Origin of the sequence: Ruthenibacterium intestinale (genome assembly GCF_040096265.1) — a bacterium.
GTDB classification, from domain to species: domain Bacteria; phylum Bacillota; class Clostridia; order Oscillospirales; family Ruminococcaceae; genus Ruthenibacterium; species Ruthenibacterium komagatae.
The window spans coordinates 18707-34424 of record NZ_JBBMFA010000113.1; the positions used below are offsets into that span (position 1 = coordinate 18707).

Below are 15718 nucleotides of genomic sequence, written 5' to 3' on the forward strand. Positions count from 1 at the left end.
AGTCTATCTATGTTTATGCCGCCTGTCCAACAAAAAAGAACGGCGGCATAACAGCCGCCGTTCAAAAATTATTTCTTTTTCAACAGATGCAAAATAGAAGAAAAAAGGTCACCCGAATGCCTTGTGGTCGTGCGACGGAATGCTGTCTTTCTCTGAGGCAACGTCTTTTTAGTCGGCTGATTGCGAGAAGGAACCCCTGTGCGGGGCCAGGCATTTTGAAGAACGCGGTACATATCAGCCTGACTGTCCACGCGAGCTTCGTCATTCTGACGACGCACTTTTTGATACGAACCGTCCGCCATCATCTCTTTGGCATTGACATTGTCATTCAGCTGCATCTGCAGCATTTCCCACAATTCGCAGCGAATTTTTGCGCTTCGAATCCGGACACCTACCTCAACACGCCGTTCGGTATTTCGTGTCAAAAAATCACCTGAAGCAATGTAAACGCGCGTATCCGGCCATGAGCCAAAAGCATAAACTCGCTCATGCTCCAAATACCTTCCCACAATGCTCCGGATTGTCACATTTTCTGTTTTTCCGGGAACTCCTGCCTTGATACAGCAAATACCGCGTACAATCATTTGAACCGGCACACCTGCACAAGACGCTTGGGAAATTTTCTCGATGATTTCCCGATCGCTCACGGAATTACACTTCAAAATAATTTGTGCAGGACGCCCCTCTTTTTTCGCTTGAATTTCACGATCCATCTCCTGCAGCAAAACGCTTTTAAAACACAAAGGCGCTACGAGAAGCGAATCGGCTTTCTCCGTAAGACGCTCGATTGCCAGATTATGAAAAATCGCAGCCAATTCGGCACCGATAGCGGGATCTGATGTAAGAAAAGACAAATCCGTATATTGTTCCGAAGTTTTTTCGTTGTAATTTCCTGTCCCAATTTGAGAGATGTACTGAAAACGCCCCTTTTTCTTTTTCGTAATCAACGTGAGTTTGGAATGAATCTTATAGGCTTCAAAGCCGTAAATAACAGTACAGCCCGCCTCTTCCAGCTGCTTGGAAAAATCAATGTTATTTTGCTCGTCAAAACGGGCTCGCAGCTCCACAACTGCCACTACTTCTTTTCCGTTTTCCGCAGCAGAAATCAAAGCCTCAATAATTTTTGATTCATGGGCTACCCGGTACAGAGTCATCTTGATGGAAAGAACATCCGGGTCACACGCCGCTTCATTCAACATTTGAATGAACGGACGCATACTTTGATACGGATAGGACAGCAGCACATCCTGTTTTTCCACTGCACGCGCCAAGTGAAACCCTGCCGGCGGAAGCATGGGGCGACGCACCGGATAAAACAAATCCGGATGATTTCCCTGCGCCAGCTTTGCAGAAAGTTTAAAGCCGACCGACAAGTCCAGCGGCGCGCTCTGCGCAAACACCTGCTTACCAGGCAAAAATAATTTTTCACATAAAAAGGAAACGATTTCTTCGGATGCGTGAAGGGAAGTTTGCAGGCGGACAGCTGCAAGTTTTCTGCGTTTTTTCAAGAGCTCGCTCATTACAGCGCGATAATCCACATCGTGGTCAAACATTCCCTCGTCCGCAGTAATATCCGCATTGCGGGTAATGCGAAACAAACATTTGGCTTGAATTACGTTTTTCCCAAAGACGATCCCGGCAAAATGCTCAATCAGCTCTTCTACCAGAACAAATGTCACCTTTCCGTCTCGCGGAACAAAAACAATTCGCTGAAATTGATTGCTGATGGGGATTAGACCAAAAGAAGGCTGAGATGCCCCCTTCGCCTTGAGCATTGCACCCAGATACATCTCCTGATTCCGCAAAAAAGGGAACGGATGCCTCCGATCAATGATCTGCGGGGACAACAACGGAAAAATTTCGTGCAGGAAATAAGTTTTCCAAAAATGCTCCTGCTTTTTTCCAAGCTTGGAGAAGTCAATTTTTTGGTATCCCAAAGCACGCAGCTTCTCATACAGCCGTTCCACAACTTTGTCGCAGTGCTGCTGCAGTTCTGCCACTTTGAGCATAATTGCATCCAACTGCTGTGCAGGCGTCATTCCGGTTTTGTTTTCTTTGGCGGTTTTTTTCAGCAAAGTACGGTCATACAAAGAACCGACACGCACCATAAAGAACTCATCCAGATTACTTCCGTAAATAGCCGCAAATTTGAGCTGCTCCCCAAGAGGGACCTCTTTCTCGTGGGCCAGAGCCAGTACCCGCCGATTAAATTCCAACCAGCTCAATTCACGATTGACAAAAAGATCCCCCTGCGAACCGTTTTCCATATTCGCCGCCCCTTCCTCCGGCATCAAAACGTGATATCGTCCCGAATTTTTTCCAGAATTCCGTCTGAGATTCCCGTTACATTTTCCAAATCTTCTGCGCAGGAAAACGGGCCGTTTGCTTCACGATAAGAAATAATCGCCTGCGCCCGTTTTTCACCAATACCTTCCAGACACATCAGTTCCGCAGCAGGCGCCTTGTTCACATTGACTCTGTCCTGTTCATTTTCAAAATAAGCCGATACCGAAACGGGCTGTCCATCGGAATGCGGCAAAATGAAAAAGAGAGAACCTGACAACAGAAACAGGCATGCCACAAATACGCATGTCAAAATCTTAGTTTCGCGACGCACTGTCACACTCCCTGGCATATTGCCGAATCAGCCGATACAACACTTCTGCAACTCCTCCATCCATACAGGAGGATGTGATCTCATCTGCAGCCAACTGCACTTCTCCCGGAGCATTACGGACAGCTACAGAATGCCCTGCTGTCTGCAGCAACTCAATATCGTTGTAGTAATCGCCAATGGCAATGGTGTTTTCGACAGGGATTTTCAAATAGCGGCACAAATCCCGTAAAGCCTGCCCTTTGGAAACGCCTTCCGGCAGGATCTCATAGTACATGGAATCTGTCTCAACAAAATAAATTCCCGGGTAATAGCGCGCCTCGACAAAGGCCTTTACACGGCCAAGCAATTCATGATCTCCGGCAAACAAAACTTTATTCCACTCGCAGTGAATTTCCTCCAGCGGAATCAACAAGCAGCTCAACTCTTCCTGGCACAAGTGGCGCTGAACGTATTCGTTCCCACGCACCACATAAAGAAGGCCATCAGCCCCCATTACCTCAATTCCCACTGTCGGAAATTTGCAATAAATATCCTCCAGGGCACGATAAGCGACCGCGCGCGGCAATACTTCATTTTTAATGCGCTCACCTGTAGAAAAATCGCACAAAACACCACCGCCGCCCGTGATGGCCGGCGCGGAAAGAGTCAAATCCCCCAAACGCTGCTGAACCGATTCCACAGTCCGCCCGGTAGCGACCGTGAATTTCCCGCCCAGCGCACAGAAAAGCTGAATGGTTGCCTTGTTGACACTGGGAATGCCTTCCGTTGGTGTGAGCAATGTATTATCAATATCGGAAACAACCAGAATGTCCCGCAACGATTCAATCATAGTGCAATCCCTTTACTCTTTTTGGATTTGCTTTAAAAAATCCGTAAAATAAAGCGGAAGTTCGCTTTGAAATTCCATGTACTTACCTGAGGAAGGATGAATAAATCCCAAAGTTCCCGCATGCAGGCACTGCCCCTGCAGCTGAGTCAGAACCTTATGAGGCCCATAAACCGCATCTCCCGCTACAGGATGTCCAATACTGGCCATATGCACCCGAATTTGATGCGTCCGACCTGTTTTCAGACGAACGGACAAATGCGTAAAGCCGCGAAAACGCGCTTCCACATGATATGCTGTGTAAGCATATTTTCCGTTTTTATTCACAACAGCCATACGCTTTCGATCCACAGGATGGCGGCCGATCAAACCTTCTACGAAGCCATCGTCTTCCCGAAAGCCTCCATATACAACCGTTTGATAAACACGGGTAATGCTGTGCACCGCAAATTGTTCTGACAGCGCCAGATGGGCCGCATTGTCCTTTGCCACCACCAACAATCCACTGGTGTCTTTATCGATTCGATGGACAATTCCGGGACGGATTTCCCCGTTGATTCCGGACAAATTTCCATGACAATGGTACAGAAGCGCATTTACCAATGTGCCGTCTGGATTGCCCGGCGCAGGATGTACTACCATTCCTTTCGGCTTGTTGACCACCAGTAAAACATCGTCCTCATATACGATATCAAGCGGGATGTTTCGCGGAATAATTTCTGTGTTCTGGGGTGGCGGAATTTCGCATACGACTGAATCACCAACAGCAACTTTCAAGCTCTTGGCCGCCTTTTTTCCGTTGCACAAAACAAGTCCCTGCTCAATCAGCTGCTGCGCGAAACTGCGTGTCACATCCGTCAGATTTTCCGCGAGCACCTTATCGATGCGTTGTCCCGCCAACTCGGGCGAGACGGAAAATTCATGCCTGATCATTCTGATCCGGGGTGGTTTCAGAAACAGAAATCGTCTTTTTGGCTTTCGCTTCCTCACGGAACACGCTGAAAATCAGCAATACCACGCCCACTGTTACAAAGCAGTCAGCTACATTGAAAACAGGGAAATCGATAAATGTTGTGGCAAAAAAGTCGACAACAGCGCCATTCAGCAAGCGGTCGATAAAATTCCCCAAGCCACCGGACAAAATCAAAATCAAGGAAATGCGCTCCATATATTTTGAAGGCCGCTTGATCAAAAGATAAGCCGCAAAGCATACCAAAACCACACCGGTTACAACCAGCAATATCACTCTGGCATCGCCACCTGCAAACATTCCAAATGCCACTCCGTCATTCAAAACATAACGCAGATCCATGATCCCCGGGATCAGAGTCACAGAACCGATCGGAGCCAGATACGTAGTTGCCAAAAACTTTGTAAGATGATCCAGCAACACAAGAAGTACAGTTGTCACAATGACAGAAAACACGTGGTCTCCCCCTTTTTGAAATCAAAACAAGCGGCGCTGGTACGGCGCGCAAACTATTTCTGCGCGCCTGCCACAAACGCCGCTTGTCGTTTTAGTCTTCGTCATCAAATTTGATGCCATGATAGCTCTCAAAATTCTCATCGCCGTCCGCATTATCATCCTGCGGCATTTCAGCTTCAAAGTCGAACGGTGTACGGTCCATCTCTCGCGCAGGCTCTTCAGGAAGCTCCAGAATATCTTCCTTCTCTTCTGCCTCCGCAGCTTTCTTCTTATTCTTTTCCGAAGAAGCTTTTTCACGTCTGCGAGGACGGCTCTTTTTCTCTTCTTCCTGTTGCTCTTCCTTCTTCGTCCGTTCTTCGCCCGGAACAGCGCTCAGTGACTCAATGTGCTGACGATACAGCATGAGGACATTGCTCTTGAACTGTGCCACTTCCGTTTTCAGGCGCGCCAGTTCCTGCTCCATCTCCGCCACATTATCGGCAGCTTCCTGTTTGAGCTGATTGGCCTTGGTATTCGCATCATACAAAATGGTTTCAGCTTTTTGACGCGCCTCATGAATCACGCTTTCTCCCATTCGCTGTGCATTCAGCAAAGCTGTTTTCAGCGTTTCTTCATCGTTGCGATACTGGTCAACCTTCTCCGCCAGGATAAAGAGTTTTTTCTCATTGTCCTCTTTTTCGGCCTGAAGTTTTTCCATTTCGGCAGCTACCTGTTCCAAATAGGCATCTACCTCTTCTGACCGGTAACCACGCATCACTTTGTCGAAAGTGACATTGCGGATATCATCAGCATTCATCAAGATTGCCCCCTGTCAATATTGTAGATAGGATACAAATGTTCGGCCTTTCCGACTCTGTTCTCCAATTTTTTGCAAACGAAACTTTCCATAACCCCGAACGCTGAACGTGTCTCCTTCATAAACGGGTTCATGGGGCTTGGTGCTCGGTATGTGATTGATCTCTACCGCGCCACCGCGAATCAGCTGCACCGCATTGGAACGGCTTGTATGAATCATTTCCGCCAAAAGTGCATCGAGCCGCATCGACGCAAGACTGACGGTAAATTCACGTCCCGCCGGCGCCGAAACGCTCTCTGTCTGCGCGTATGATACATGCACATGGCAACGCCCGACTGACGACAATTCTTCCAGCACAAGCCCGGATTGTTTTTCCAAAACAAAGCACTGTGCGCCATCTTCTGTGACCAAAATATCCCCGACGCATTCTCGCTTTATACCAAGTGAAAGTAATGCTCCCAAATAATCCCGGTGTGACAGAGTCTTGTCTTTTTGCAGCACTTCAATATTGAGACATCGGGCCGGAAAAGGTTCTTCCGGCTTTTCACCGCTGTAAATGCAAAGCAGTTTTCGTTCCGCTGCATCGTATCCGCCGCTGAACACATACTCGGTCCACTTGCATTTTTGCAGAGCAGAAACAGCCAGAGCCTGTTCACGATCACTGAGAAAGGACGTACAGCGCGGACGATCCGAATATTCTACCTGATGGACCCATTCCGTCACACGTTTCATCAACAGTTTTTCTTCGTCATTTTGCGGCGGGATATATCCCCGCTGTTTCGCCTCAGAAGAATACGCCATTGCTCTCCAGCTCGTCCAGGAGATCGCCCATAATGTCTACATTATAGGGCGTAATAATAAACGTGCTGTTCGCTACACGTTTGATCTGCCCGTTGTTGGCATATGCAACGCCGGACAAAAAGTCAACCAGGCGGCGCGCAATGTCCTTGCTGGTAGACTCCAGGTTCAGCACAACCGTGCGCTTGGCATTCAGATGATCCGCCACTGCGCTGGCATCGTCAAATCGCTCCGGCTTGACCAGAACGACTTGAAGCTGCATGGTTGAATTGATATTTACAACCTTATTGCGCTTGGGACTTCCGTCCGAAGAACCGTAATTGTCCTGCATATTATAATCATTATAATTGTCGGTATCGTCGACATTCTGCATCATGTCAACGCCTTCATCCTCATAATCATCATCATCGGGCACGCCCATCATACCTTTAAGTTTATCAAACATACTCATAAATTGCTTTACTCCTTTTGAAACAATCTGATGTTGCAACCGTTTTTGAAAGAGGGCATACAACCGCATAATACATATATGCTAATATTTTTATTATCTTCATTTTGCCGCTGATTGTCAATCTTTTTGCGAAAAAAGCGGCTGTTCCGCACATCTCTTTTTTACAAAAGGACCTTATCTTCGGACAGGCTGCCCGCATCGGTTATGACCTCATCAAACATTTTCAGGTAAGTTTTTTCGGAAGTATCCTCGCTGTCGGGCGAAACCAGAATGTAGTTCTGATCCTCAAAAATCACGTCAATATAACGTTTTTGCGCAGTATTTCCGCGTTTAATATAAACATAGTCCTCGCCTTCGCTCACACGGCGTGCAGCGGCATCCACTCGCAGCCCTTCGTAAACCTGAAAAGTGATCAAAGCGGATTCTTTTTCCAGCATTACCACGTCTTCATTGATGTAATCGCAGGATAATTCCACTTTGGCCGCATTGTTTGCCTCATCCACCGTTACGCTGATGACCTCTGCCGGAAAAGAATTGTCGGAAACCCCGGGGAAAGAAATCTGCACACTTTTTCCCTCTACAAACTTAGCCGCCTGTTTGGCATCCACAAGAGCAAAATAGCGCCACTCATAATCTGTAATGATTTTTCCGGCTACATTGCTGTCGTTTTCTTCCAACGGTTGTTGACAAGCCTGTGCAAATTCCACCGGAGACATAGCAGAAAGCTCTTCACCGGTATACACACACTTGGTACTGTCCTGCGCTGAAACAAAATATCCCGCAGTATTTGCCATAATGGAAGAAGGGTTTTCCACGGAAATCGCATCCCGCTGCGCGGTCAAATCCTGAATTCTCTGCGAGAAATCGGATACCGCACCGGTATTAATCAACAAGCGGTTCTGTGCTGTCAAAATCTCTTCTCTGGCATCCGGCACATCCATATAATTCCCGCTCTGCACATCGGCTAATATCTCATAGATTCCTGTCTTCGTCTGTTTTAAAAGCGCGTCAACATTGACAGTGACCGAAGAAACAGTCTGGGATTTCTCCACAAGTTCGATTTCCTCATTTAACATTTGAATCTGCTGGTAGGCCGATGCCTGCTGTGCATCAGAAAACTGCTGTGCAACCGCAGTTCCGGCAGACACGCGTTCCCCGTCCTGTGCGATATAGCCCAATACCCCGGTTCCATCGTACGTGATATCTGTTTCACTCAAAGAGACGTACCCCTGGCAGGAGAGTGTGTCTGCCATTTCGTAAAGCACTGCAGTTTGGGTGTCATAGGAACGGTTGACCTGCCCGAACAAAATTAAAGCCAGCTGCACCCCAATGTAAACAACCGGGACCAGTAAAAGAACAACAATCCCCCAACGAATGCTTTTCCCTTTTCCTTTTTGCTTCATGGTATTTTCTTTTAATCCATCCTGTTCCAGTATTCAAGCGCCTGTTCCAAAACATCCGCATCCTCCGGATGCAGCCAAAGCACATCCGGCATTCTGCGAAACCAAGTCAACTGACGTTTGGCGTAATTGCGCGTCGCCTGTTTCAACGCCAGCACGCAGCTTTCCAACTCGCTCGCTCCTTCAAAATAAGGAAAAAACTCCTTGTATCCAATGGCTTGTGCAGCCGTCTTATACAAAGCGCGATGCTCGTAAACATCCCTCGCCTCTTCTAACAGGCCACTCGCCATCATTTGGTCCACACGTGCGTCGATACGCGCATACAGCATTTCTCTCTGGCGCGGACACAGGCAGATCACGCGCGCATTGTACGGCCGCTCTGCCGGTACTGACTCACTTCTTTGCTGCGTCATTGTTTTGCCCGTCTGCCGATACAGCTCCAGAGCACGCAGCACACGCACATGATTGTTCGGATGAAGCGTAGCTGCATACTCCGGATCAATCCGACACAACTCCGCATACAAAGGGCCGATTCCGTTTTGTTCCAGCTCTTGCTGGAGCAGCACCCGCTCCTCAGATACCGGTTTGGCTGGAGAAAAACGTACACCATCCAGCAAACTTGAAAGATACAATCCAGTGCCGCCTGCCAAAATCGGGACACGCCCCCGTCTTGCAATGGACTCAATGATCCGTCCAGCCTGCGCCACATAATCTGCCACCGAAAATGCCTGGTCCGGAGATAAAAAATCCATCAAATGATGCGGGATTCCACACATTTCCGCATGATCCGGCTTTGCGGTTCCCACAGAAAGCCCTTTGTAAATCTGCATCGAATCTGCCGATGCAACTTCCCCGTTTAGTTGCCGGGCCAGCTGCACAGCCAGTGCAGTTTTCCCGGAGGCCGTCGGCCCACAAACGGCCAGAACTTTAACCTTGTCTGCCAAACTGTTTCTCAAGCTCCTTCAATGTCAAACGCAAAATCACCGGACGTCCATGGGGACAAAACGGCGGAATTTTTCCATCCATTACTTCCTGCGCCAAACGCATCAGTTGAGCAGCATGCGTTTTATCTCCTGCCTTGATTGCTGCACGGCATGCGATGGAATGCAAAACCCACTCTGTCTTCTCTCCGACTGTGTAACGCGGATTTTCCCGCAGATGACTGGCAAGTTCCACCACCAGATTCTCCACATCGTCCGGCGGCACATCGGCTGGAACAGCGCGCACCACAACGGAACTGCCGCCGAAATCTTCAATTTCCAAGCCGCTGTCCGCCAAAATCTTCTCGTGCTGCATCAGGGCATTTTTTTCTTCCCCGGACAGCCGAATGGTTGCCGGGACCAAAAGCATCTGGCTGCTCACTTGGCCATAATGCTCCATTAAACTCTCATAGATGATTCGTTCATGTGCAGCATGTTTGTCAATAAAGCAAATTTCTTGACCGCGCTGTGCAATGATGTAAGTATTAAATACTTCTCCGACAAAACGAAGTTCCTGCTTTTCAGGCTGTATTCCCGGAAGAACTGTCTGCTGAATTTCTGCCTTTGCTTCTGCCGCCGGCACCTTTGTTTCACAAGCCGAAACAACCGGAGCACTCGCTTCTTTTTCCTGAGCAGCGGGAACAAACGGAGCCGGCCTTTTAGGAATCTCCACGACAGGAGTATCCGGCTCTTTCTCATAAACCGCTCTATACGGAACCGGGCTCACACTTGCGAGACGCGAAACCATATTGTCGTAGGCGCGAATTTGTTCTGCGGCGGGCTTGGTCGGCCGCACAGGGGCCGCTGCCGGCGCCGGATGTGGCGTTTCCATTGGCCGGGAGACACTTTTTTCTTCAAAAGCCAGCGCTTTCGAAGAAGATTCCGGTGTGATCAAAACAGATTTCACTGCAGAATACACCGCATCAAATACTTCTTTCTCCCGTGCAAAACGCACTTCCGTTTTAGCCGGATGAACATTTACATCCACGAGCTGCGGTGGCATGGTAACTGTGAGCACACATCCGGGAAAGCGCCCCTGCATCAGAACACCTTTGTATGCAGCCTCCAAAGCAGCCATCATGGTGCGATTTTTGACAAAGCGCCCATTGATGAAAAAATGCTGCATGGAACGGCTGGCACGACCGCTTTTGGGCGGAGTCACCAGTCCACTGATTTGATAATTTCCGTGTACATGTCCCACTTCCAGCAAGTCTTTGGCAAAGTCTCGGGAAAGGACCGCATAAGCTGCACTCAGCAATTTTCCATCACCCGGTGTCTGAAACTGTACCTTCCCCTCACGAACAAATTTGAAAGAAATCTCCGGATGAGACAGCGCCAGCTGACTCACCACATCGCTCACATAGTTGCCCTCACTGGCATCTTTTTTCAAAAACTTCATACGGGCAGGGGTATTATAAAACAAATCGCGCACTGTGATGGTCGTTCCCTGAGGACGTGCCCCGGGTTCGATGCCCTCCTCTTCACCGCCGCTGATACGATAACAATAGGCATACTCGTCCTGTTCTGTTTTCGTCAGCAATTCCACACGCGCCACACTGGCAATGGAAGCCAGCGCCTCTCCCCGGAAGCCCAGCGTATGAATGTTTTCCAAATCATCTTCTGACTGAATTTTGCTGGTAGCATGCCGCAAAAATGCCGTGGGGATACTCTCCGCTTCGATTCCCGAACCATTGTCTGCAATCTGAATCATAGAGATTCCGCCACGCTCAATTGTCACCGTCACAGCTGTGGCACCGGCATCGATCGCATTCTCCGTCAGTTCTTTGACGACCGATGACGGACGTTCCACCACTTCTCCCGCCGCAATCAGCTCCGCCGTATGTTTGTCCAAAACATGAATCTTAGCCAAAATCCCCCACCTCTTTTCTCTTATCCTTCCGCAAGTGTTTTCTTGAGTTCATAAAGAAAATTCAACGCTTCCAGCGGCGTCAGCGTTTCCACATCCACCGCCTCCAAACGTTCCACCAATGCACTGGGCACCGGCTTTTCCGCAAATTTTTCAAAATTATCGAAATTCAGCTGCGTCACACGGTCCGCATTGGGTGCACTGGCTTCCAGCACTTTCAAAACTTCCTTTGCACGGCTTGTCACCTCATCCGGCAACCCAGCCAGCTTTGCCACTTCGATTCCGTAACTGTCATCTGCCGGTCCGCGCACAATCCGCCGCAGGAAAGTAATATCATCGCCGCGTTTTTTGACGGCAATGTTGTAATTTTTGACACCATCCAAAGAATTTTCAAGATCCGTCAACTCGTGGTAGTGGGTGGCAAACAAAGTTTTGCACCCAATGCCCGTTTCACGGTCTGCAATATGCTCTACTACCGCCCGCGCAATGCTCATTCCATCGAAAGTAGATGTACCTCTTCCGATCTCGTCAAGAATCACAAGACTCTTGCGTGTGGCATATTGCAAAATCTCTGCTACCTCTGTCATTTCCACCATAAAGGTAGACTGCCCCGCTGCCAAATCGTCCGACGCACCCACTCGGGTAAAAATAGCATCCACCACACCGGTCCGGCAACTTTTTGCCGGGACAAAGCTGCCAATTTGCGCCATCAGCGCAATCAAAGCAGTCTGCCGCATATAAGTGGATTTTCCGGCCATGTTGGGACCTGTAATGATCAGCATGCGGTCGTCCCCACAGTTCAACATGGTATCATTGGGGACAAACAGCGCGCCGCGCAGCATCTGTTCAATGACCGGATGCCGGCCTTCCACGATTTCCAGTTCGTCGCCTTCGTCCACCTGTGGTTTGACATAATTGTTCTTTACGGCCACTTCCGCCAATGCGGCCAGTACATCCAGCCGTGCCACACCGCTTGCTGTACGCTGAATGCGTGGCAGCTGCTCGGAAATGCTGTGCAGCAAATCCTCAAACAGCTGACGCTCCAATACCGCCAGGCGTTCATTGGCGCCCAGAATTTTGTTTTCCAGCTGCTTAAGATCTTCTGTGATATACCGCTCCGCATTGGCCAGTGTCTGCTTGCGCACAAAATTCTGCGGCACCTGATCTGTAAAGGACTTGCTGACTTCAATATAATAGCCGAACACACGGTTATAACCGATTTTCAAAGTGCGAATTCCGGTTTCCTCTTTGAGTTTTGCTTCCAGCGTGGTAAGATAGCCCTTTCCGCCGTGCACAATGTCACGGAGCTCATCTACCTCGCTGTTATATCCGGGCTTGATGACGCCACCGTCTTTGAGAGAGGCCGGTGCATTTTCATCAATGGCGCTCAGAATCATCTCCTTGATATCCGCCAGTTCATCAATATCCGCAACAATTCCAACCAGCTCCGCACCGTGGAAAGAACCGGCCAATTGTCGAAGCTGCGGCAGCTGCTGACACGTTACCGCCAAAGAATAAATTTCGCGCGGAGATGCAGAACCGTATACCGTACGGGTCATGAGCCGCTCAATATCAAAGATTGGAGCCAGCGCCGCAATGATTTCTGCCCGTGTGACCGAATCACCAAACAATTCCTCCACGCCATCCAGGCGATCATCGATCGCATTCACGTTTACAAGCGGCTGCTCGATCCAGTTCCGCAAAAGACGTTTTCCCATCGCTGTCTGCGTTTTGTCCAAAACCCAAAGCAATGTTCCCCGCTTTTCACGTCCGCGCATGGTTTCCGTCAATTCCAGATTGGCCCGGGTAACAGGCGACAGCTGCATATACTGGGCTTCGGCATAGTTATGCACGGTCTTCAGGCGTTCTACACCCTTCTTTTGGGTTTCCTTCAAATAGGAAAGCAAGACCGCCAAAGCATAGAAAGCCGGCGAACCACATTTCAGCCCTGTGTTTTTTTCACAATCTTCTCCAAACTGAAGCTGCATCTCATGTGTGCATTCTTCCGATTGGTAGCGGTCATCTTCCATCAGTTCGACTGCACAGGCCAGCTGCTGTTTGATATAATGCGTGACGTCTTTGTAGTTCAGGATTTCCGAGTTGAACAAAATTTCACGCGGCGCAAAACGGCACAACTCGGAAATAATTTCTGCTCCGAGCCGTTCCCCGGTCAGGCAAGTGGTATGAGCAGTACCGGTAGACACATCCGCAAAACAAACACCGGCACATCCGTCTTTTATATAAATACTCGCTATGTAATTGTTTTTGTCATCCTGAAGCATGCTGCTCTCAATGACTGTACCAGGTGTGACCACACGAACAATGTCGCGTTTGACCAACCCCTTTGCCAAAGCGGGATCTTCCATCTGCTCACAGATGGCAACCTTATACCCCTTGGCAATCAACCGTGCAACATAACTTTCATAGGAATGGAACGGAACGCCGCACATCGGCGCACGTTCCGCCTGGCCGCAGTCACGCCCGGTCAGAGTCAGTTCCAATTCCTTCGACGCAAGAACCGCATCGTCATAAAACATCTCATAAAAATCACCAAGACGGAAGAAAAGGATCTTATCCGGATGCTGATTTTTAATTTCAAAGTACTGCTGCATCATGGGAGAAAGCGCCGCCATGTGTACTACACCCTCCTGTTCTCACTTTTTCCCGATCAATGGCAGCCCGAGCAGGAAGCGCAGCTGCCGCTGCAACCGGCCTGCGGCTCTTCCACTGCCATGGGATCGCCGCCATTTACAGCCGTATTAATAATCGCATTCACGTAGTTCATCAGAGCTTCCAGCTCATCTTTGGCCTCATTGTAAGCAATCATATGCTCATTGGCCATAATGTCATTGTAGAGCTGGTTAACTTTCAAATTCAGCTGATTCACACGCTCCTGATCCTTATCGGCAGCTTTGGAAAGTTCGCTGTTCAAATCAATGCGTGCCAGATTAAAATCTCCAATCAGAGTCTGAAGAGCTTCGTCCTCGTCATTTGCCTTACGGGTGCCTTCCAAAGCCAGATAAGCCTCTTCTTTCTGCAGCTGCTGCGCAGCCTCTTTAAACATGGTAATTGCATCTTTTGCCATAATCTATCGTTCCTTTCTCTTTTTACTTTATAAGATTTCCCTTCAGCACTGCGCCCTTTGCGCTGGTGAGAAGGATCTGTGCAAATTGACCTTCCGGTGCATCTCCTTCGAACTCGACAACCATATTATTATCCAGCCGTCCGGTGAATACACCTTCTTTTCGTCCCGGTCCTTCGACCAAAACCTTGACCGTTGTGCCAAGCATTTTCTGTGTCAGCTTGTCCACAATTTCATCCTGAATCGCAATCAACCGTGCGATTCGATCCGCTTTCTCCTTGTGCGGAGTATCATCCGGCAGTGTTGCTGCCACTGTTCCGCCGCGCTTGGAATAAATAAATGTAAACAACTGCATATATTCCACTTCGCGAACCAAGGCTTCCGTACGGCGAAAATCCTCTTCCGTTTCCCCGGGGAATCCCACAATGATATCACTGGAATATGTCATGTCCGGCACGCGCTCTTTGGCATAGTGGATCAGGTCCAAATAACTTTCCACCGTATATTTCCGGTTCATCTTCTGCAGAATTTCGTTGGAACCAGACTGCACGGGCAGATGAAAATGATGGGAAATGTGCTGACTCTGGGCAATGGTATCCACCAGCTGATACGTGGCATCCTTGGGATGACTGGTCATAAAACGAATCCGGTGGTCGCCAGGAATCTGATCCAGCATTTGAAGCAGTCTCGAAAAATCGATCTCCTCGTCCAGGCCCTTCCCATAGGAATTCACGTTCTGCCCAAGCAGCGTGATATCTTTATAACCTGCATCCACCAGCTGGCAAAACTCCGCCAAAATATCTGCACTTTTCCGGCTTCTCTCGCGGCCGCGCACATACGGTACGATGCAATAGGAACAAAAGTTATCACAGCCATACATAATGGGAAGAAACGCCCGATAGCTTGAATCGCGCCGGATTGGAATCTCCTCTACAATATCACGTCGCTCAACGGGCTTCGGAAGCACCCGTTTGCGGTCGGTCAGTTTTTCCAAGATCAACCCGGGGAGCAAATCGATGCCATTGGTGCCGAACACAATATCAACGTACGGATAGCTCTTTTTCAGCTTTTCCACAACGCTTTCCTGCTGCGTCATACAGCCGCACACCGCAATCAGCAGATGGGGATTTTTCTCTTTCAGAGTCTTCAGCGCACCGATATTTCCAAACACCCGGTGTTCTGCATGTTCCCGCACCGCACAGGTATTGAACACAATCAAGTCCGCCTGTTCCTCTTCTTCGCAGACACCGAAGCCAAGGTCCACCAGAACGCCCGTAATCTTTTCTCCGTCATTTACGCTTTGCTGACATCCGAAACTTCGGGTAAACACATAAGGGCGCCGTCCATAGTATGTTTGGATGGCCTGTGCCGCAGCCTCATTTTTTTGAAAACGAATGGGTTCCATTTTACACCTCATTTACAGAGCACCGCCCAAAAGGCGCACCTCTGAATCATACATACTGTTCTAGTATACT

General features: G+C 49.0%; 14 protein-coding genes. All 14 read right to left on the bottom strand.

What is annotated here, in order from left to right:
- Positions 1 to 68 precede the first annotated feature (68 nt).
- Positions 69 to 2291, bottom strand: coding sequence for a polyphosphate kinase 1 (gene ppk1, locus WMO24_RS14765; RefSeq protein ID WP_349217142.1), 2223 nt, complete (start codon positions 2289 to 2291; stop codon positions 69 to 71).
- Complete coding sequence (locus WMO24_RS14770) at positions 2291 to 2596, bottom strand: ComEA family DNA-binding protein (RefSeq protein WP_349217143.1); 306 nt, start codon at positions 2594 to 2596, stop codon at positions 2291 to 2293. The genes ppk1 and WMO24_RS14770 overlap by 1 nt, the downstream gene beginning before the upstream one ends.
- A gap of 4 nt (positions 2597 to 2600) precedes the next feature.
- On the bottom strand, positions 2601 to 3446 hold the full coding sequence (locus WMO24_RS14775; RefSeq protein WP_349217144.1) for an HAD-IIB family hydrolase: 846 nt from the start codon (positions 3444 to 3446) through the stop codon (positions 2601 to 2603).
- Positions 3447 to 3458: 12 nt separating this feature from the next.
- Positions 3459 to 4376, bottom strand: coding sequence for an RluA family pseudouridine synthase (locus WMO24_RS14780; RefSeq protein WP_349217145.1), 918 nt, complete (start codon positions 4374 to 4376; stop codon positions 3459 to 3461).
- Positions 4363 to 4869: a signal peptidase II gene (gene lspA, locus WMO24_RS14785; RefSeq protein WP_349217146.1), complete on the bottom strand. Its 507-nt coding sequence runs from the start codon at positions 4867 to 4869 to the stop codon at positions 4363 to 4365. The genes WMO24_RS14780 and lspA overlap by 14 nt, the downstream gene beginning before the upstream one ends.
- Before the next feature lie 91 nt (positions 4870 to 4960).
- The gene (locus tag WMO24_RS14790; RefSeq protein WP_349217147.1) at positions 4961 to 5665 is read right to left on the bottom strand and encodes a DivIVA domain-containing protein; all 705 of its coding nucleotides are present in this window, start codon (positions 5663 to 5665) and stop codon (positions 4961 to 4963) included.
- Between the two features lie 15 nt (positions 5666 to 5680).
- Positions 5681 to 6466: a YlmH family RNA-binding protein gene (locus tag WMO24_RS14795; RefSeq protein ID WP_349217148.1), complete on the bottom strand. Its 786-nt coding sequence runs from the start codon at positions 6464 to 6466 to the stop codon at positions 5681 to 5683.
- The gene (locus WMO24_RS14800; RefSeq protein ID WP_349217149.1) at positions 6450 to 6914 is read right to left on the bottom strand and encodes a cell division protein SepF; all 465 of its coding nucleotides are present in this window, start codon (positions 6912 to 6914) and stop codon (positions 6450 to 6452) included. The genes WMO24_RS14795 and WMO24_RS14800 overlap by 17 nt, the downstream gene beginning before the upstream one ends.
- 161 nt (positions 6915 to 7075) lie before the next feature.
- Positions 7076 to 8317 carry a biotin/lipoyl attachment domain-containing protein gene (locus tag WMO24_RS14805; RefSeq protein ID WP_349217150.1) on the bottom strand — a complete coding sequence of 414 codons (1242 nt, stop codon included), beginning with the start codon at positions 8315 to 8317 and terminating at the stop codon, positions 7076 to 7078.
- A gap of 11 nt (positions 8318 to 8328) precedes the next feature.
- Complete coding sequence (miaA, locus tag WMO24_RS14810) at positions 8329 to 9258, bottom strand: tRNA (adenosine(37)-N6)-dimethylallyltransferase MiaA (RefSeq protein WP_349217151.1); 930 nt, start codon at positions 9256 to 9258, stop codon at positions 8329 to 8331.
- Positions 9242 to 11164 carry a DNA mismatch repair endonuclease MutL gene (gene mutL / locus WMO24_RS14815; protein WP_349217153.1) on the bottom strand — a complete coding sequence of 641 codons (1923 nt, stop codon included), beginning with the start codon at positions 11162 to 11164 and terminating at the stop codon, positions 9242 to 9244. The genes miaA and mutL overlap by 17 nt, the downstream gene beginning before the upstream one ends.
- A gap of 20 nt (positions 11165 to 11184) precedes the next feature.
- Positions 11185 to 13794 carry a DNA mismatch repair protein MutS gene (gene mutS / locus WMO24_RS14820; RefSeq protein WP_349217154.1) on the bottom strand — a complete coding sequence of 870 codons (2610 nt, stop codon included), beginning with the start codon at positions 13792 to 13794 and terminating at the stop codon, positions 11185 to 11187.
- Between the two features lie 35 nt (positions 13795 to 13829).
- Positions 13830 to 14246 carry a YlbF/YmcA family competence regulator gene (locus WMO24_RS14825; protein WP_349217155.1) on the bottom strand — a complete coding sequence of 139 codons (417 nt, stop codon included), beginning with the start codon at positions 14244 to 14246 and terminating at the stop codon, positions 13830 to 13832.
- A 22-nt stretch (positions 14247 to 14268) separates the two neighbouring features.
- Complete coding sequence (gene miaB, locus WMO24_RS14830; protein ID WP_349217157.1) at positions 14269 to 15648, bottom strand: tRNA (N6-isopentenyl adenosine(37)-C2)-methylthiotransferase MiaB; 1380 nt, start codon at positions 15646 to 15648, stop codon at positions 14269 to 14271.
- Between the last annotated feature and the right edge of the window lie 70 nt (positions 15649 to 15718).

Excerpts from the sequence above, each read along its gene's own strand:
- ppk1 (WP_349217142.1), bottom strand. The coding sequence starts at position 2,291 with ATGCCGGAGGAAGGGGCGGCGAATATGGAAAACGGTTCGCAGGGGGAT.
- WMO24_RS14805 (WP_349217150.1), bottom strand. The coding sequence starts at position 8,317 with ATGAAGCAAAAAGGAAAAGGGAAAAGCATTCGTTGGGGGATTGTTGTT.
- WMO24_RS14800 (WP_349217149.1), bottom strand. The coding sequence starts at position 6,914 with ATGAGTATGTTTGATAAACTTAAAGGTATGATGGGCGTGCCCGATGAT.
- miaB (WP_349217157.1), bottom strand. The coding sequence starts at position 15,648 with ATGGAACCCATTCGTTTTCAAAAAAATGAGGCTGCGGCACAGGCCATC.
- WMO24_RS14825 (WP_349217155.1), bottom strand. The coding sequence starts at position 14,246 with ATGGCAAAAGATGCAATTACCATGTTTAAAGAGGCTGCGCAGCAGCTG.
- WMO24_RS14795 (WP_349217148.1), bottom strand. The coding sequence starts at position 6,466 with ATGGCGTATTCTTCTGAGGCGAAACAGCGGGGATATATCCCGCCGCAA.
- WMO24_RS14790 (WP_349217147.1), bottom strand. The coding sequence starts at position 5,665 with ATGAATGCTGATGATATCCGCAATGTCACTTTCGACAAAGTGATGCGT.
- WMO24_RS14775 (WP_349217144.1), bottom strand. The coding sequence starts at position 3,446 with ATGATTGAATCGTTGCGGGACATTCTGGTTGTTTCCGATATTGATAAT.
- WMO24_RS14780 (WP_349217145.1), bottom strand. The coding sequence starts at position 4,376 with ATGATCAGGCATGAATTTTCCGTCTCGCCCGAGTTGGCGGGACAACGC.
- mutS (WP_349217154.1), bottom strand. The coding sequence starts at position 13,794 with ATGGCGGCGCTTTCTCCCATGATGCAGCAGTACTTTGAAATTAAAAAT.